Annotated in this window: 18 protein-coding genes; 11 read left to right on the top strand and 7 right to left on the bottom strand. The window is 70.2% G+C overall.

The window, feature by feature from the left end; genetic code table 11:
- Nucleotides 1-3: 3 nt before the first annotated feature.
- Nucleotides 4-495, bottom strand: coding sequence for an RrF2 family transcriptional regulator (locus tag ACWGIH_RS35170; protein WP_453449730.1), 492 nt, complete (start codon nucleotides 493-495; stop codon nucleotides 4-6).
- A 106-nt stretch (nucleotides 496-601) separates the two neighbouring features.
- On the opposite strand from ACWGIH_RS35170, the gene ACWGIH_RS35165 reads away from it, so the two are divergent.
- From ACWGIH_RS35165 to ACWGIH_RS35155, 3 genes are all read left to right on the top strand, one after another.
- Complete coding sequence (locus ACWGIH_RS35165) at nucleotides 602-1,342, top strand: SDR family oxidoreductase (protein WP_453449731.1); 741 nt, start codon at nucleotides 602-604, stop codon at nucleotides 1,340-1,342.
- 889 nt (nucleotides 1,343-2,231) lie between these two features.
- Complete coding sequence (locus ACWGIH_RS35160; protein ID WP_453449732.1) at nucleotides 2,232-2,741, top strand: transglycosylase SLT domain-containing protein; 510 nt, start codon at nucleotides 2,232-2,234, stop codon at nucleotides 2,739-2,741.
- 52 nt (nucleotides 2,742-2,793) lie between these two features.
- Nucleotides 2,794-3,930 (top strand): LCP family protein, encoded by a 1,137-nt coding sequence (locus ACWGIH_RS35155; protein ID WP_453449733.1) that lies wholly within the window; start codon nucleotides 2,794-2,796, stop codon nucleotides 3,928-3,930.
- A gap of 36 nt (nucleotides 3,931-3,966) precedes the next feature.
- Here ACWGIH_RS35155 and ACWGIH_RS35150 read toward each other — a convergent pair whose 3' ends face one another.
- The gene (locus tag ACWGIH_RS35150; RefSeq protein WP_453449734.1) at nucleotides 3,967-6,066 is read right to left on the bottom strand and encodes an MMPL family transporter; all 2,100 of its coding nucleotides are present in this window, start codon (nucleotides 6,064-6,066) and stop codon (nucleotides 3,967-3,969) included.
- A 160-nt stretch (nucleotides 6,067-6,226) separates the two neighbouring features.
- Nucleotides 6,227-6,736, bottom strand: coding sequence for a MarR family winged helix-turn-helix transcriptional regulator (locus ACWGIH_RS35145; protein ID WP_453449735.1), 510 nt, complete (start codon nucleotides 6,734-6,736; stop codon nucleotides 6,227-6,229).
- Between the two features lie 340 nt (nucleotides 6,737-7,076).
- Between ACWGIH_RS35145 and ACWGIH_RS35140 the strand changes: the two genes are divergently transcribed.
- On the top strand, nucleotides 7,077-7,409 hold the full coding sequence (locus ACWGIH_RS35140; protein WP_453449736.1) for a hypothetical protein: 333 nt from the start codon (nucleotides 7,077-7,079) through the stop codon (nucleotides 7,407-7,409).
- 20 nt (nucleotides 7,410-7,429) lie between these two features.
- On the opposite strand, the gene ACWGIH_RS35135 is transcribed toward ACWGIH_RS35140, so the two are convergent.
- A complete protein-coding gene (locus ACWGIH_RS35135) occupies nucleotides 7,430-8,032 on the bottom strand; it encodes a HutD/Ves family protein (RefSeq protein WP_453449737.1) in 603 nt (200 codons plus the stop codon).
- A 113-nt stretch (nucleotides 8,033-8,145) separates the two neighbouring features.
- Here ACWGIH_RS35135 and ACWGIH_RS35130 point away from each other — a divergent pair, with 113 nt between their 5' ends.
- The gene (locus ACWGIH_RS35130; RefSeq protein WP_453449738.1) at nucleotides 8,146-8,688 is read left to right on the top strand and encodes an N-acetyltransferase family protein; all 543 of its coding nucleotides are present in this window, start codon (nucleotides 8,146-8,148) and stop codon (nucleotides 8,686-8,688) included.
- Here the strand turns inward: ACWGIH_RS35130 and ACWGIH_RS35125 are convergent.
- Together ACWGIH_RS35125 and ACWGIH_RS35120 are read right to left on the bottom strand one after the other, a co-directional pair.
- Entirely contained in the window at nucleotides 8,666-9,268 is a 603-nt protein-coding gene (locus ACWGIH_RS35125; protein WP_453449739.1) for a DUF6417 family protein, read from the bottom strand. The genes ACWGIH_RS35130 and ACWGIH_RS35125 overlap by 23 nt on opposite strands.
- A gap of 127 nt (nucleotides 9,269-9,395) precedes the next feature.
- The gene (locus tag ACWGIH_RS35120) at nucleotides 9,396-10,226 is read right to left on the bottom strand and encodes a helix-turn-helix domain-containing protein (RefSeq protein ID WP_453449740.1); all 831 of its coding nucleotides are present in this window, start codon (nucleotides 10,224-10,226) and stop codon (nucleotides 9,396-9,398) included.
- 102 nt (nucleotides 10,227-10,328) lie between these two features.
- On the opposite strand from ACWGIH_RS35120, the gene ACWGIH_RS35115 reads away from it, so the two are divergent.
- The 3 genes from ACWGIH_RS35115 (at nucleotide 10,329) to ACWGIH_RS35105 (ending at nucleotide 12,042) form a co-directional block, all read left to right on the top strand.
- The gene (locus ACWGIH_RS35115) at nucleotides 10,329-11,099 is read left to right on the top strand and encodes an SDR family oxidoreductase (protein WP_453449741.1); all 771 of its coding nucleotides are present in this window, start codon (nucleotides 10,329-10,331) and stop codon (nucleotides 11,097-11,099) included.
- Between the two features lie 117 nt (nucleotides 11,100-11,216).
- Nucleotides 11,217-11,432 (top strand): hypothetical protein, encoded by a 216-nt coding sequence (locus ACWGIH_RS35110; RefSeq protein WP_453449742.1) that lies wholly within the window; start codon nucleotides 11,217-11,219, stop codon nucleotides 11,430-11,432.
- A gap of 235 nt (nucleotides 11,433-11,667) precedes the next feature.
- Complete coding sequence (locus tag ACWGIH_RS35105) at nucleotides 11,668-12,042, top strand: ANTAR domain-containing protein (RefSeq protein ID WP_453449743.1); 375 nt, start codon at nucleotides 11,668-11,670, stop codon at nucleotides 12,040-12,042.
- 79 nt (nucleotides 12,043-12,121) lie between these two features.
- Here the strand turns inward: ACWGIH_RS35105 and ACWGIH_RS35100 are convergent, their stop codons facing one another.
- On the bottom strand, nucleotides 12,122-12,997 hold the full coding sequence (locus tag ACWGIH_RS35100; RefSeq protein ID WP_453449744.1) for an oxidoreductase: 876 nt from the start codon (nucleotides 12,995-12,997) through the stop codon (nucleotides 12,122-12,124).
- Nucleotides 12,998-13,076: 79 nt separating this feature from the next.
- Between ACWGIH_RS35100 and ACWGIH_RS35095 the strand changes: the two genes are divergently transcribed.
- From ACWGIH_RS35095 to ACWGIH_RS35085, 3 genes are all read left to right on the top strand, one after another.
- A complete protein-coding gene (locus tag ACWGIH_RS35095) occupies nucleotides 13,077-13,745 on the top strand; it encodes a DNA-binding response regulator (protein WP_453449745.1) in 669 nt (222 codons plus the stop codon).
- A 112-nt stretch (nucleotides 13,746-13,857) separates the two neighbouring features.
- Entirely contained in the window at nucleotides 13,858-14,160 is a 303-nt protein-coding gene (locus tag ACWGIH_RS35090; RefSeq protein ID WP_453449746.1) for a hypothetical protein, read from the top strand.
- Nucleotides 14,161-14,335: 175 nt separating this feature from the next.
- On the top strand, nucleotides 14,336-15,526 hold the full coding sequence (locus tag ACWGIH_RS35085; RefSeq protein ID WP_453449747.1) for an NAD(P)/FAD-dependent oxidoreductase: 1,191 nt from the start codon (nucleotides 14,336-14,338) through the stop codon (nucleotides 15,524-15,526).
- The last annotated feature ends 6 nt before the right edge of the window (nucleotides 15,527-15,532 follow it).

Below are 15,532 nucleotides of genomic sequence, written 5' to 3'. Positions count from 1 at the left end.
TGCTCAGCCCTCGGAGCCGGTCGCCGCGTTGAGCCAGCCTCCGATGGCCGGCAGCGCCTGGGGCCCGCTGTCATGTTGTACCGAGCCGACCAGATCAGCGATGGACACGGCCTGGAGTGACGCCCGCCAGGCGGCATCGGCCGCGCTCATGGCGCGGGCGATGGGACATGGCTTGGTGCAGTCCTCCGGCGGCGTCCCGAAAGGGCCCCGCTGACGGATCTCGGTACAGGTGAACGCCGGGCTCGCTCCGTCGACGGCCTGCACCACGTCCAGGACCGAGATGTCGGCCGCCGTCCTGGTCAGGACGTATCCCCCGGTCTTGCCCTGGACGGATTTCACCAGATCCGCCCGGGACAGGGCCTGCATCTGCTTGGCCAGATAGCTGGGTGAGACGTCGTGCAGCTGCGCGAGACGGGCAGCCGGGACCGGCTCGGTTGCCGCGGTCAGCACCACACAGCAGTGCAGTGCCCATTCCACGCCGCCGGACAGTTTCATGCACCCTCCCAGTTGACTCGGACACAGGATATCCGAGTACTATCTCGGACATCAGATATCCGAGTTAGCGTCGCTCGGCGCATTCGGACCACAGAAGGGTTCGATCATGAACATCACGGTCATCGGCGGCACCGGACTGATCGGTTCCCAGCTCGTCTCCCGGCTGCGGGAGGCGGGGCACGAGGTGGTCGCCTCATCCCTGTCGACCGGCCTCGACCTGCTCACCGGCGCGGGCCTCGACGAGGCGCTCAAGGGCGCGGACACGGTCGTCAACGTGTCGAACTCACCCACGTTCGACGAAGCCTCCCTGGACTTCTTCCGCACCACCACGGGGAACCTGCTGGCAGCGGGGGAGCGCGCGGGCGTCCGTCACCAGGTCATCCTCTCCATCGTCGGCGTCGACCAGGTGCCGCAGCTGGACTACTACCGCGCGAAGACCCTCCAGGAAGACCTGCTGCGACAGGGCCCCGCCGCGTACTCGATCGTGCGCGCCACGCAGTTCTTCGAGTTCATGGACGCGGTCATGACCTGGACCGCGGACGATCGGAGCGTCCGGCTGCCCGCCACGCGCGTCCAGCCCATCGCGACGGCCGAGGTGGTGCAGGCCCTCGCCGACGTCGTCACCGCCACGCCGCTCAACGGCACGCTCGACGTCGCGGGCCCCGATGTCTTCCCGCTCGACGAGCTCGGCCGCCTGACGCTGTCGGCGCGGAAGGACTCCCGTGCCGTCGTCACCGACGAGAAGGCGGGCATGTTCGCGGCGGTCGAGGGTGACGTGCTGATCGCGGGCCCCGGCGCGCGTCTGGCGTCCACGCACTACGAGGACTGGCTCGGCGCCTCCCGTTAGCCGAGATGCCCCGGCGGTATCCGTCCGTCCGTCCGTCTCCGCCACACGGTCATCAGTCAGGCCGTGAGTCCCGTCGCCACTGTCACCAGGCCGAGCAGCCCCACGTAGGCGAGGGCGTGGAGGCGGGGTGATGGGACTCGCGGCGGACGGAGCCGCGGCCCGCGATGAGCGGCAGCGAGCCGAGAAGCAATGCCACGGGGCCCGGACATAGATCAGACCCCCAGGTGCACCGGTGCGCCCGCGGCTGCGAGCACCCGTGGCCACGCCCAGGGGCGGACACCGCAGTGGCCGGAAGCGCGTCGGCCAGGGCCAGGGGATGGGCCGGTGAGGTCGCCACCCTGGCCGACCTCCGGGGACCTCGCATGCACGTGTCGCGCCAACCTCGCCCACCCGGGACGCCGACGCCGGCGCTTGTGCCGCGCCTCTCCTGGGGGCATTCACCCCCGCCTTCACCCCGCGCCTTCGGCGTGCACTCGTCCTGCTCGGCCAGAAGCCGCCCCGGCGGCGCGCAGAGGCCGCCTGACCTGCTCTTTCGCTGATGATGCGCGAGGCAGGGGGGTGAGCCGGGTCGGCTACCCAAGCGATGCCATTTCCACGCTCCGCGTTCCGCCCAAACACCGCTCAGGCTGTGAGCCCACCCATAGGAGCCACGTCACATGCTAAGGACGGTAGTAGCCCATGGGGGCCGTCAGCGGCGGGCCGGGAGTCACCTGCGCCGTGCGTGACCGGGGCGTCCTGCGTACCGGGGTAGTACGTCACATCATTGCGCCCAGCTCCGGCCACCGCTAACCCTTGCTGAAGTTCCGGAGAGCCGGGATCGATCGGGTGAAATCGCCCGCATCGACCGAGTCCCTCCTCAACACACTTCGCATTGGAGAGTTACCCCCGCATGGCCATTACTCAGACGCAGACCAAGCCCGGCCGCATCACCCGACTGCGCAAGATCTCCGTCGCCGGTATCGCCACCGCAGGTGCCGCGGCCGCCGCCCTCACGCTGGTCCCCACGCAGGCCCAGGCCGCCGAGCCGACCGCCGCGAGCAAGAAGGTCTCCCAGGCCGCCGCTGCCGACAAGAACTACGCTGACAACCTCGACGGCTGGATCAAGGAGTCCCTGGACATCATGAAGTCCAAGGGCATCCCCGGCTCCTACGAGGGTCTGCACCGCAACATCATGCGTGAGTCCGCCGGCGACCCGAACGCCCAGAACGGCTGGGACGTGAACGCGCAGAACGGCACCCCCTCCAAGGGTCTGCTCCAGGTGATCCAGCCCACCTTCGACGCGTACCACGTCAAGGGCACGCCGAACAACCTGACCGACCCGGTCGCCAACATCACCGCGGCCGCGAACTACGCCGCCGACAAGTACGGCTCGATCGACAACGTCGACTCCGCCTACTGAGCCACCGGTCGAGGAACCCACTGAGGCACCGGTCAAAGAGAAGGGGCAGCGCATGCCGCACGAGAGCAGCAACGAGCAGCAGGCGCACACGGCCGACGGCCCCGCAGTGCCCGGCTACGGGCCGCCGCGGGTGCGGCGCTCCCGGCGCAAGCCGAAGAAGAAGACCCTGCGGTACGCCACGTGGGGCGCGCTGGGGCTGGTCCTGATCGGCGGAGGAGGTGCCGCCTACGCCTGGCAGCACCTCAACGGCAACATCCAGGGCACGGACGTGAACGCCGCCCTGGGGAAGGACCGGCCCAGCGAGCAGAAAGACGGCTCGATGAACATCCTCCTGCTCGGGTCCGACTCCCGGGCGGGAACCCACGGCCGCTACGGCAGCGGCATCAGCGGAGCCCGCGCCGACACGGCGATGGTCCTGCACGTCGACAAGACCCACAAGAAGGCCTCGGTCGTCAGCATCCCGCGCGACACGATGGTCAAGCGGCCCCAGTGCGCCAAGCCGCACGGCGGCACGGCGCCCGGTGCGCGGCAGGCCATGTTCAACTCGTCCTACCAGGTGGGCGGCCCCGCCTGCACTGTGAAGACGGTCGAGAAGATGTCGGGCGTCCGCATGAACCACTACCTCGAGGTCGACTTCAAGGGCTTCCAGAAGCTCATAGACGAGCTCGGCGGTGTCGACATCACCACCCGCAAGGCCATCCATGACCCCAACAGCGGACTCGCCCTGAGCGCGGGCAAGCACACGCTCAAGGGCAAGGAGGCACTGGAGCTCGTCCGCACCCGGCACGGCGTGGGTGACGGAAGCGACCTGGGCCGCATCCAGCTCCAGCAGGCGTTCATCAAGGCGCTGATCCACCGTGCCGACACCGTCGACCCGCTGGGCAGCCCCGCCAAGTCCTACGACCTGGCGGACACCGCGACCAAGACCATCAGCGCGGACTCCGAGCTGGCCTCCGCGGACAAGCTCCTCGGTCTGGCCAAGGAGCTGAAGGGCATCAGCCCCGACCGCACCAACATGGTCACGATGCCCGTCACCTACGACTCCCAGGACTCCGGGCGGGTCCTGCCGCTGAAGAAGGCATCACACCGGGTGTGGAACGCCCTGCGCCACGACCAGCCCATCCCGAAGTCCGCGACGCAGGACTCGGTGGGCGACCGGAGTAACTCGCCGGTGTCGGCGGGCACCTGACCCGACCGCCGTCCCCGGCACGCGGCGCGACCTGGACTACCCCACCTGGTCGCGCCGCGTACGGCTGAGGACCCCCGGCCACCACGCCTTCGGGCCGATGTCGCGGACCAGCGCCGGCACCAGGAGCGACCGTACGACCAGGGTGTCCAGCAAGACGCCGAAGGCGACGATGAAGGCGATCTGGACGAGGAAGGCCAGCGGAATGATGCCGAGGGCCGCGAAAGTGGCCGCGAGCACCACCCCGGCCGATGTGATGACACCGCCGGTCGCGGTCAGGCCGCGCAGCACTCCTTCGCGCGCCCCGTGGCGCAGTGACTCCTCGCGGACCCGGGACATCAGGAAGATGTTGTAGTCCACGCCGAGCGCCACCAGGAACACGAAACCGTAGAGCGGTACGGAGGAGTCCGTGCCGCTGAAGCCCAGGACGTGCTGGAAGACCAGGGCCGAAACCCCCAGGGTGGCAAGGAAGTTGAGTGCCACCGTCGCCACCAGCAGGACCGGCATGAGCAACGACCTGAGCAGTCCGATGAGGATGACCAGGATGATCGCCAGGACCACGGGGACGATGAGCATGCGATCGTCCTCGGCGGTCCGCTGGGTGTCGTACTGCTGCGCGGTGTACCCCCCGACCAGTGCGTCGGCGCCGTCCACCGCGTGAACGGCGTCGCGCAGCCGCGCCACCGTGGCCTTCGCCGCGTCGCTGTCGGCGGCGTCCTCCAGTGTGGCGTCGATCCGTACGCGGCCGTCGACGACGAGAGCGCGCGCGCCGGGCCGGCCGGACTCGCCCACGGCGGCGGCCGATGACACCCCTTCGGTGCGCTCGACCGCGGCGGTGACCTGCTCGGCCCTGTCCGCGTCCGCGATCACGACGGCCGGGTTGCCCGAGCCGCCGGGGAAGTGCTTGCCGAGCGTCTTCTGCGCGGCCACCGAGGGCGTGTCGTTGACGAAGATCTCGTTCAGGGGCACGCCCTTGGACTGGAGTGAGGGGGCGAAGGCGGCGCAGACGAGCAGGCCCAGGAGGGTGGCGGCCCAGACCTTGCGCGGCGCCCGGTCGACGAGCGAGGCGATGCGCGTCCACACGCCCTGTCCGGCGGACTTCTCCGTCGCCGACCTGGGCTTGGCGGGCCAGTACGCCACGCGGCCGAGGAGGATCAGGACCGCGGGCAGGAAGGTCAGCGTGCTGAGCACCGCGCAGACGATGCCGATGGCTCCGACGGGCCCGAGCGCGCGGTTGTTGGTGAGGTCGCTCAGCAGGAGCGCGAGCAGTCCGAGTGCGACGGTCGCCCCGCTCGCGACGATCGGGCCGAGCGAGCGGCGCAGCGCCGAGCGCATGGCGGCGAACCTGTCGCGGCTGACGGCGAGTTCCTCGCGGAAGCGTGCGGTGAGCAACAGGGCGTAGTCGGTGGCGGCGCCGATGACCAGGATGGACAGGATTCCCTGGACCTGGCCGTCGACGCGTACGACGTCGTGGTCGGCGAGCACGTAGACGATGCCGCAGGCGAGGCCCAGGGCGAAGACGGCCCCGATGATGATCACCAGCGGGAGCAGCAGGCTGCGGTAGACGAGCAGCAGGATCACCAGGACGGTGATCAGGGCGACCCCGAGCAGCAGGCCGTCGATGCCCCCGAACGCGTCGGACAGGTCGGCCTGACTGGCCGCGGGGCCAGCGATCCTGACCTCCGTCCCCGGCACCTCGGCCGCCGCCTTCTCGACGTCCGCCAGGGTGGCTTCCAGCTTGTCGCCGAGGTCGGTCCGCAGGGGGACGACCCCTTGCAGGGCTTGGCCGTCCTTGGAGGGCAGGGCAGGGGACGGGGGCCCGGCGATCCCCTTGGCGTCCTTCAGAGAGGCCAGCGTCCGGGTGGCGGCATCCTTCTGGGCCTCGATTCCACCGGCCTGCCTGTCGCCGTCCGCGGTCCAGACGACGATCGCGGGGAGGGTCTCCTCCTGTTTGAACTTCCGCTGCGCGTCGATGACTTGTGTGGACTCCGCGTTTTGTGGCAAGAAGGCGGCTTGGTCGTTGGTCGCGACCTCGCCGAGCTTTCCGGCGTACGGCCCGAGCGTCCCGCCGATGCCGAGCCAGGCGACGAGCAGAACCACGGGGACCAGCCAGCGTGCCAGGCGCGTACGTGTGGACATGGATCTCCTTGCGAACACGGTGCTTCAATAGCTAAGTATCTCAATGATTGAAACATCTGGTCCGGCACGGGTGCCCGGCGGGTGGATCAGTGAAACGTTCGACACCGGAAGAGGTCTCGGCGCGGACGGGCGAAGACGGCCCGCAGTGGTAGGGGCGGAGCTAGCGCCGGCGGCCGCGCAGCTCGGAGAGCTCCTCATTCATGGCGGCCAAGAAGCGCACCACCACGGTGAGTTCGTCTTCGCTGAACCGCACGCGAGCGTTCTCCGTCGCTGCGGCGAGGGGCTGGAAGAAGGTGCGCGCAGCCGCTTTGGCTCCGGGGGCGTAATGCAGATGCACCACGCGGCGGTCCTCGCTGTCCCGCGACCGGCGGACGTGTCCCGCCCGTTCGAGTCGGTCCAGGCACGCGGTGACGGCGCCCGACGTCAGCCCCAGATGGTCGCGCAGCCGCCCCGGAGTGAGCGGATCAGTCGAATCCAGGATCGCCGCGAGGGCCTGGACGTCCGTGGCGTGCAGGCCGTGGCCGGCGGCGAAACCATGGATCAGCCGATTGAGCTCGCCGTTCATGCGCCGCAGATGCACCGCGAATGACTGCAGATCCGTCGGCACCTGAGCCGGAGCCCCCTCTGACGCCGCACTGCCGCTGAACGCTGATTCCTCTGTACTGGCCACACGAGCAGCCTATATATCCCGCACTCCAGAGCGACAAGCCACCGCGAGGCTCGAACGTCAGCGCCACGACATATGCGGATGTGCCGTGAGTCTGTCGGACAGGGTCATTACATGAGTAGCCTGCTGACATAGTCCGTGGGACGACTGCTCGCCGTCAGCGCGGCAGCGGTGTTCCGACGACCTCTCGGGCCTGGAGTGGGCCCCACTCGTCAGCGGCTGTACCTGCGGGGCTCTGAACCCGTCACGAGGCACCGCGAGACGCCGTTCTCCTTCGAGGTGGGCCCATCACCCTTCGAACCCCCGCTGTCTCTCGACCGGTGCACGGCATCCGGGACTTTCCATGCGCGGCTACTTCGCCGACGATCAGCTCCTCATCGTGCCATCGACCGCCACCGAGGGCGTGTGTCTGTTCGGGGAAGTTCTGGGCGCGCACAAGGGCGCCCTTGCCATGGCCCTGACGGCACAGAGCCGCAGCACACAAGAGATCACCATCGACCTGACCGGGGTCCACTACCTGGCCAACAGCGCCCTGGAGATCCTCGTGGCCCTCGCCAACAACCTCCGGCCACCGCAGGGTCTCGTGATCCGCGCCGCCCCCGAACTCGGGCTGCAGGAGAGACTCGACGCACGCGGGTGGGACGCCATCAAAACCCTGCGGGTCGTCGACGCGTAGCAACGCGCGGGCACCGGCCGTCAGCGCCTCGGGCTGATCCTGATCCCGGCCACGGTGCCCTCGCCCCGCAGACTCAGCACCCCGGCACCTTCGTGCCGTACGCAGTCGAGACGGCCCAGCAAGGTTTCGCGCCCCTCCGGCACCCCGACGGTGACCCCTTCGGTGGCCGCCATGACGAGCAGGATCTCGCCCTCGGCGCACACCATCTCCGCGCCCTGTGCGGCAGCCACGGGGATCATCCGCACCTCTGCCGTCGCGTGGCCCCTGCGCGTCATCACGTTCATGTCGCGCACCGCGCCCGCCTTCAGCAGGCAGTCCGTCGTCGCGTCGCCGGGGAAGGGGAAGGGGCTCAACGGCTCCACCAGCTGAGAGGTGCCGTCCACGGTCAGCACCATGCCTTCGCCCTCGACCAGGGTGATCACACGGTCGATCCCGGGAAAGCGCGAGAAGGGCCCGCCCGCGGCCACGTCCGCGATGCTCACCCGCCAGTCGAACCCGTCCGCGGTCTCCTCCGCGGCGAGGGGCGCCCGCACGGTGCCCGACGCGACCTCCCGGGTCACACCGCCGCCGTTCTTCCACGGCATGCTGCGGTACTCGCTCCAGCGCAGAACATCCCCGCCCATGGGAGGCCGCCTCCTTCTTCCGTCGTCCGGCCGGGCGTCAGCCTACGTGCTGCCCGGACGGGCAGAGCAGCGCGTCCATGTGGGGTGTCAGAGGCGGATGTCATGATCCCGGGATGGCCGCAGATTCCCTCAGCTTCCAGCAGCTCACCACTTCCGACGACGTCACCGGGCAACTGCGTCGCGCGCTCGCCGACTGCTGGGTCGAGGTCACCAACGCGGGTGGCGCGGCCGGCTTTCCGTTCCCTCCGGTCGATGTCGCCACCGTGACTCCGGCCCTCGATCGCATCATCGACGGGCTTTCCCCGGACACCAGCCGGCTTCTGACGGCAACGGCGGACGGCGCGCTCGTGGGGTGGCTCAACGTCCGCCGCGACAGGTTCGAGCTGATCGCGCACTGGGGCACCCTGCACCACGTACAGACCCGCACCGCCGTACGCGGACGCGGCATCGGAATCGCCCTCATGCGCGAAGTACGAAGGATCGCCCGGGACGAGATGGGTCTTGAGCAGCTTCGCCTTGCCGCCCGTGGCGATGTCGGCCTCGAAGACTTCTACGGGCGCCTGGGCTGGCAGGAAGTCGGCCGGTGGCCCGCCGCGCTCCGGCTCGCCCCCGACGACGATCGCGACGAGGTCCTCATGATTCTCGCTCCCCTTTGAGCTCGGGGACGAGGAGGGGCGGAGGGGGCGGATAGCTCACCCCGTACAGACGGGCGAACCGGTTGGCGGGTGCCGCTGATCCGCGGAGCCGTTCGAGAAAGAACGCGCGGGCCATCGACTGCATCTGCTCGCCGCTGACATGGACGACCCACCTGTTGGACGCTGCGTTGAAGCGGGCCGACTCCACCGCCGACCGCAGGCCCGGGGCGGGCCCGTGACGCAGTTGTCCGCGTAGGTCGAGGAACCGACGCAGGGCATCCAACTCCGAGCGGCGCAGGCCCACTTGCTGCAGTCCCGGCGCTGGTTCCTCGCCGACCGGGGGAGCGGCGCGTACCTGCGCGTAGAGGAGTGCGTCCCAGCCGTCGGCCGTCAGCTGCACCGCCCACCGGATGGGCCGGCCCGCCTTCGCGGAGAGCTCCGCCTGTTCCTCGTGTGCCGCTACCCGGGCCAGCCCGAGTTTGACCAGGGGACTTGTGGTGCGTTCATCGAGTCCGGGTCCTGTCGTGGCCCATCCATCGGTGCCGCGCTGCACGTCAGCCACCCGTTGCAGCAGCGCGACATGCCCAGCCGAGCGCCGCATCTCTGCCCCTCCCACCGCACAGTTGCGTTGCCGCGACGCTAGCGTGCATCCGCGCCCGAGGAGACGCTGTTGAGATGGTCTCCCCCTAAAAGGGCCGGTGTTCTGGCCATGTACGCAAGGGTGTCGCTCAGGCCTCCTGGCGCGTGGTCGCAGCCAGTGAGCCGAGCAGGGCGAGCGCCTGGCTGCTGGGAGAGGCCGGTTCGGCGTGGTAGACGACGAGTTCCTGGCCGGGCGCCGAGCGGACGTCGAAGGTCTGCATGGTCAGCGTCAGCGGCCCCACCTCGCGATGCGCGAAGCGCTTGCGCTCCAACGCCTTGCCCCGGGCGTCGTGATGGGCCCAGAGCTCGACGAACTCCGGGCTGCGCTCCAGCAGTTCACCGAGCACCTGCCGGACCCGCGGATCGTCGGGGGCCACGCCGTGGTTGAGCCGGAAACCGGCCACGGAGTTGCGTGCGACGTCGTACCAGTCGCGATAGAAGGCGCGGGCTGCGGGATCGGTGAACACGACATGCATGAGGTTGCGCGAGTGGGCCCACCCGTGAAAGAGCGCGTCGGCGATCGTGTTCGAGGCGAGGACGTCGTACGCACGGTTGTAGACGACGGCCGGATTGTGCGGCCAGGCGTCCATGAGGGCCGACAGACCCGGCTCGACCCGGACCGCTGTCGCGGCCGCCCTGGCACGTGGACCGACCCCGGCCACCCGGAACAGGTGCAGCCGGCCGTCCTCGTCGAGGCGCAGGGCGGTGGCCAGGGCATCGAGCACCTGCGCGGAGGGCGAGCGCTCCCGTCCCTGCTCAAGGCGTACGTAGTAGTCGGCGCTGACCCCGGCGAGCAGGGCCACCTCCTCGCGCCGCAGCCCCGGCACCCGGCGGTGTCCCGTGACGGGGAGATCGACCTCGGCGGGAGTGACGCGGGCGCGCCGGGAGGTCAGGTATGCGCCGAGCTCAGAGCGTGCCATGCCCCCATGCTAGGTCCGGGCCCGCCGCGGTACCTGGGTGCGCCGCACCCAGGAGAACGCCGCCTCTCCCACCGGCGCCCCGGCCGGGCCAGCCTCGACGACATGACCACACAACAACCGGAATACACCGCGCCCACCGACCGCAAGGTCATCCTCGTCACCGGCGCGAGCAGCGGCATCGGCGCGGCCGTCGCCACACGACTGGTGACCGAGGGACACCAGGTGGTGGCCGGTGCGCGCCGCACCGACCGACTGCACGAACTGGCCGAGAGCACCGCCGAAGCGGCATCCCGCTCCGGCGGCGGCCTGGAGCCGGTGCGACTGGACGTGACGGACCGCGCCGACGTCGCGGCCTTCGTCCAGGGCGCTCGCGAACGCCACGGCCGCGTCGACGTCCTCATCGGCAACGCCGGCGTCATGCCGCTGTCCCGGCTGGACTCCCTGCTCGTCGACGAATGGGACCGGATGATCGACGTGAACGTGCGCGGCCTGCTGCACGGGATCGCCGCGGCGCTGCCCGTGTTCGCCGCACAGGGGTCGGGGCACTTCGTCACGGTCGCGAGCATCGGCGCCCACGAGGTCGTCCCCACCGCTGCCGTCTACTGCGGCACCAAGTACGCGGCCTGGGCGATCACCGAGGGCCTGCGCCAGGAGGTGGACCCCTCGATCCGGGTCACGACCATCTCGCCCGGCGTGGTCGACTCCGAACTTGCCCACACCATCACCGAAACGGGCGCCGCCGAGGCCATGCGGAGCTACCGGGCGCACGCGATGGGACCCGACGCCATCGCGGCCGCCGTCTCCTACGCTCTGGCGCAACCGGCCGACATCGACGTCAACGAGATCGTCGTACGGCCCGCACGCCAGCGCTGAGCCCACCTCGGACGTCCCGCAACGGTGCCAGGCGCGACTGCCTGCGTTGCCAGTGGCGCCCCGTACGGTCTGCGCAGGGAGGCGCGAGACGTGGTGGGCGGAGATGAGCCGCCTGCCGTGGGGTTGGAATTCCTGCGGCTCGGCCCGGCCGAGTGGCGCGTGCTGCTCGACGCGGGTGCTGTCCCGCGCAGCCTGCCGGCCGCCGCCATCGAGGTGCACGGCGATCCGGACCCCTTGCCCACGGTGGCCGTCGTCAACAAGATCCTGGCCCTCTGGGACCGCCCCCAGATCATCCAGACGCGTCTTGAAGGCGACATCGAACCCATGCCCTAGGACAGCTGGGAGCGCTGCGCCCGTTTGAGATCAATGCAGGTGGCTACCCGATCTCCGCGTAAGCACAGCGCTGTGCGACGTAGGCGCCGGATGGTTGGGACAGACAGCCACCGGCGCTGCCGCATGCACAGAATCGCAAAGTATGGCCATAGGTATGAAGAGTCTGCGATGCTCGGCTCATCAGCGGTCCTGCCGGCCCGACAGAGGCAGGCCGAGTAGACGAGAGGCAGAGAGGGTGGCTTCCTCACCGGACTCTCTCAACACAGCGGCCCTGAAGCCTCGTTGTGACACCGAGCAGCGGGCCCCCAACGACGAGTGCGCGGACGAGGTCGCCGAGATCAAGGCGCTGCGCACAGAGGTCAACGATCTTCATCGCGCCATGGAGTCCCACCCGTCCATAGATCAGGCGCGGGGAATGCTGATGACGTTGGGTCCGTACACCGCCGACGAGGCGTGGGAGATCCTGGTCGAGGTGTCGCAACACTCCAACACGAAACTGCGCGCGGTGGCGGAGGAGCTGATCGCGACGACCGAGGGCGAACCGCTGGCGAGCCCGGTGCGCGCGGCGCTCAGCGAGGCACTGAGGAAGCGGCAAGCGTCCACGGGGTGAACGAGCCTCGTACCCCGCCCCGTGGCTGGTCCGGGAATCCCGGGCCGGCCACGGGGCGGTGCGGCGCTGCATGGGCCGGTCAGCCCGCCAGCTCCGCGATGTCGGCCGCGTCGAGGCGCAGGCCCGCCGCCGCGAGGTTCTCGGTGAGGTGGGCAGGGGAGCCGGTGCCGGGGATGGCCAGCATGTTCGGTGAGCTCGCGAGCAGCCAGGCGAGCGCGACCTGCGCGGTCGTCGCGCCGTGCCGTTCGGCGACGTCCGCGAGGCGGCCGTGCTCGATCGGGTCGAAGCCGCCGCCGAGCGGGAAGAACGGCACGTAGGCGATGTCGTGTTCCTCGCAGCGCGCGAGTACGGCCACATCATCGGCACGGTGCACGTGGTACTGGTTCTGCACCGCGACGATGGGCGCGATACCCCGCGCCTCGTCGAGTTGTGCGACATCGACATTGCTGACCCCCAGGTGACGGATCAGCCCCTCGTCGCGGAGTTCCGCCAGCGCCGCGAACCGCTCGGCCACGCTCTCGCCACCGGGCTCGCTCATCCCGCCGACCCGCAGGTATACGAGGCCGAACCGGTCGAGTCCGAGGGCGCGCAGGTCCTCGGTCACCAGCTCCCGCAGCTGCTGGGGGCCGGCCTGGCCGGTGGGCATGCCGTCCGGGCCGCGCAGCGGACCCACCTTGGTGGCGATCAGCACATCGGCGGGGTAGGGCGCGAGCGCCTTGCGGATCAGGTCGTTGGCGCTGACGTCGCCGCGAGCGTAGAAGCCGGCCGTGTCGATGTGGTCGACTCCCGCGTCGACTGCCTGCCGCAGCACCTCGATACCGGTCCGGGGATCGCGTGCCGGTCCGGTGAAAGTGCCCGCCGCCAGCCGCATCGCGCCGAAGCCGAGCCGGTTGACGCGGAGGTCGCCGCCGAGCGTGAACTGGCCGCTCGCAGCGGCCGTGATCTGTGTGGTCATGTCCCCAGCCTCACCCCGCGAGGGCCGTCCACGGACCGGATGGCAACCTGTTGCCACGATCGTGAGGAAGACTGGGAGGGTGACCGACCAAACGACGCTGACGGTGCACGGCGAGGAGGAGCTGGTCGCGCGGACCGCCCAGTTGTTCGGCGAGACGACGCGGGAGTTCTTCTGCGCGGCCAACGACCTGCACACCTGGTCGCGGCCCGAGGCCAGAGCGACGATCGCGCGCCGTCTCGGCCCGCGGACCGCTGAGGGCATGGTCGTGCGCAAGCTCTACACCCCCGCCGTACTGGCCGACGAGGAACAGCGGTTGCACCTGTTCGCCGTCGCGGCCGCAGGTGGGCAGGTACGGGTCCGCGCCGCGACGCTGCCGCACGAGACGATCATCCTCGACCGCCGGGTGATGATCCTGGCCGGGCGCAGCGGCGCCCGGGGCCGCGAGTTCACCATCACCTCCGCACCGGCTCTCGTCGGGGGCGTCCACGCGCTGATGCGTGCCACGTGGGACGCCGGTACCCCTCTCGCGGACTATCTGAGCCGCGAGACCGAGGGCCTGGACGCCGACTCGCTCGCCGTGCTGCAAGCACTCGCGGCCGGTCTCACCGACGCCGTGGGAGCGCGCCGGGTCGGCATGTCCGTACGGACCTATCGCAGACGGGTCGCCGAGTTGATGACGGCACTGGAAGCTGACTCGCGCTTCCAGGCCGGCGTCAACGCGAGCCGCCGGGGCCTCACCGGCAGCTGACCGGCCCCCGCCGGGCGGGCCCCCGCCGGGCAGCCCGCCAGGTACTGCTGCCCTGAGCACAGCCGCCATCGGCTACTGTCCCCGGTGGATGATCACGGGGGGTGAGGACGTCATGAGCGGACGGTGGTACACCGCCTTCGGCATCAACCTGCTGCTCGGCTGCCCAGCCGTCGTCCCGCTCTTCCTGCTCTACTACACCGTCGCGACCTGGGCGCATCCCGCACCGGAGGAGAACGACGGCCTCGGCATCGTCCTCGTCGGCTTCGGACTCCCCGTCGTCGCCTGTGGCTTCCTCTGGTGGGCCGTCAATCGCCCCTTCGCCCGCAGGACCCAGCTCCGGCCCGCCCAGTACTGGGCGCTCAGCCTCCTCGGCACCTTCGTCCCCACCATCACGATCCTCTGCGTCAATCCCTGAGCGCGATGCCGGTCGGTTCACGCGCCGGACGCCTCGTCGATCACGGGGAAAGTGGAGATCCAGCAAGCTGAGGCCCCCCTCTTCGCCAGGTGACCGGCGTCACACCCGTCCCCTGTCAGCAATCGTGGCGCCATCTCGTTCAAGGGGCACGCTCGAACGAGACAGGAGCAACGCCATGAAGCACCGCATCGTCGTCCTCGGCGCCGGATACGCCGGGGCCTTCGCCGCCGGAAACCTGGCCCGCCGGCTGTCGCCCGCCGACACCGAGATCACCGTCGTCAACGCCCTGCCCGACTTCGTCGAACGGATGCGGCTGCACCAGCTCGCGATCGGCCAGGACCTCGCGGTCCGCAAGCTCGCCGACGTCTTCGCCGGCACCGGGGTGCGGCTGCGCCTCGCGCGTGTGACGGGCGTCGACCCCGAGCGCCGGACCGTCGCCGTGAGCGGCGAGGACGGTGACGGGGAGGTCGCGTACGACACGCTTCTGTACGCGCTCGGCAGCTCCGTCGCCCATCACGGCGTCCCCGGCGTGGCCGAGTACGCCTTCGATGTCGCCGGCCGGTCCTCGGCGCTGAGACTGCGCGAACGCCTGGCGGGCCTGAGCGAAGGCGGCACCGTCCTGGTCGTCGGCGAGGGGCTGACCGGCATCGAGACCGCCACCGAGTTCGCTGAGTCGCGGCCCGACCTCGACGTCGCCCTCGCGTCCCGCGGTGAGCTGGGCGCCTGGCTCTCCCCGAAGGCCCGCCGCCACCTGCGCCAGGCCATCGACCGGCTCGGCATCACCGTCCACGAACACACCGACATCGAAGCCGTCGACCCGACACGGGCGATCGCCGCCGACGGTAGGTCCATCCCGGCCCAAGTGACGGTGTGGGCCGCCGGGTTCGCCGTGCACCCCATCGCGGCCGCAAGCGGCCTCGAGGTCGCCGACACCGGCCAGATCGTCGTCGACCCCACCATGCGCTCGGTCTCGCACCCGGACGTCTACGCCGCCGGTGACTGTGCCTATGCGATCGGCGAGAACGGCCGGCCGCTGCCGATGTCCTGCGCCTCGGCCGGTTTCACCAACATGCAGGCGACCGCCGCGATCATCGCGCGCCTGACGGGCGGCGACGTCCCGGTCTCCGGGCTGAAGTACTACGGCAACCACATCAGCCTCGGACGCCGGGACGCCATCTTCCAGATGGTGGACGGGGAAGCCAGGTCGAAGTCCTGGTATCTGGGCGGGAAGGCCGCCGCGCGGCTCAAGTCGGGCGTGCTCAAGGGCGCGGGGTGGGGCATCGTCCACCCGACCTTCGGCATGCCGAAGCGCAGGCGCCGGCTGGCCACCGCATCCGGCCCGGTGGGCGTGAGGGCCACGGCATAGGTTGTT

The organism is Streptomyces sp. NPDC054872 (assembly GCF_053610705.1).
The sequence above is the reverse complement of the archived record's forward strand: the minus strand, read 5'-3'. Positions and strand labels throughout refer to the sequence as shown.

Excerpts from the sequence above, each read along its gene's own strand:
- ACWGIH_RS35140 (WP_453449736.1), top strand. The coding sequence starts at position 7,077 with ATGCGCGGCTACTTCGCCGACGATCAGCTCCTCATCGTGCCATCGACC.
- ACWGIH_RS35150 (WP_453449734.1), bottom strand. The coding sequence starts at position 6,066 with ATGTCCACACGTACGCGCCTGGCACGCTGGCTGGTCCCCGTGGTTCTG.
- ACWGIH_RS35130 (WP_453449738.1), top strand. The coding sequence starts at position 8,146 with ATGGCCGCAGATTCCCTCAGCTTCCAGCAGCTCACCACTTCCGACGAC.
- ACWGIH_RS35090 (WP_453449746.1), top strand. The coding sequence starts at position 13,858 with ATGAGCGGACGGTGGTACACCGCCTTCGGCATCAACCTGCTGCTCGGC.
- ACWGIH_RS35160 (WP_453449732.1), top strand. The coding sequence starts at position 2,232 with ATGGCCATTACTCAGACGCAGACCAAGCCCGGCCGCATCACCCGACTG.
- ACWGIH_RS35085 (WP_453449747.1), top strand. The coding sequence starts at position 14,336 with ATGAAGCACCGCATCGTCGTCCTCGGCGCCGGATACGCCGGGGCCTTC.
- ACWGIH_RS35125 (WP_453449739.1), bottom strand. The coding sequence starts at position 9,268 with ATGCGGCGCTCGGCTGGGCATGTCGCGCTGCTGCAACGGGTGGCTGAC.
- ACWGIH_RS35120 (WP_453449740.1), bottom strand. The coding sequence starts at position 10,226 with ATGGCACGCTCTGAGCTCGGCGCATACCTGACCTCCCGGCGCGCCCGC.
- ACWGIH_RS35170 (WP_453449730.1), bottom strand. The coding sequence starts at position 495 with ATGAAACTGTCCGGCGGCGTGGAATGGGCACTGCACTGCTGTGTGGTG.
- ACWGIH_RS35155 (WP_453449733.1), top strand. The coding sequence starts at position 2,794 with ATGCCGCACGAGAGCAGCAACGAGCAGCAGGCGCACACGGCCGACGGC.
- ACWGIH_RS35115 (WP_453449741.1), top strand. The coding sequence starts at position 10,329 with ATGACCACACAACAACCGGAATACACCGCGCCCACCGACCGCAAGGTC.
- ACWGIH_RS35135 (WP_453449737.1), bottom strand. The coding sequence starts at position 8,032 with ATGGGCGGGGATGTTCTGCGCTGGAGCGAGTACCGCAGCATGCCGTGG.
- ACWGIH_RS35165 (WP_453449731.1), top strand. The coding sequence starts at position 602 with ATGAACATCACGGTCATCGGCGGCACCGGACTGATCGGTTCCCAGCTC.
- ACWGIH_RS35100 (WP_453449744.1), bottom strand. The coding sequence starts at position 12,997 with ATGACCACACAGATCACGGCCGCTGCGAGCGGCCAGTTCACGCTCGGC.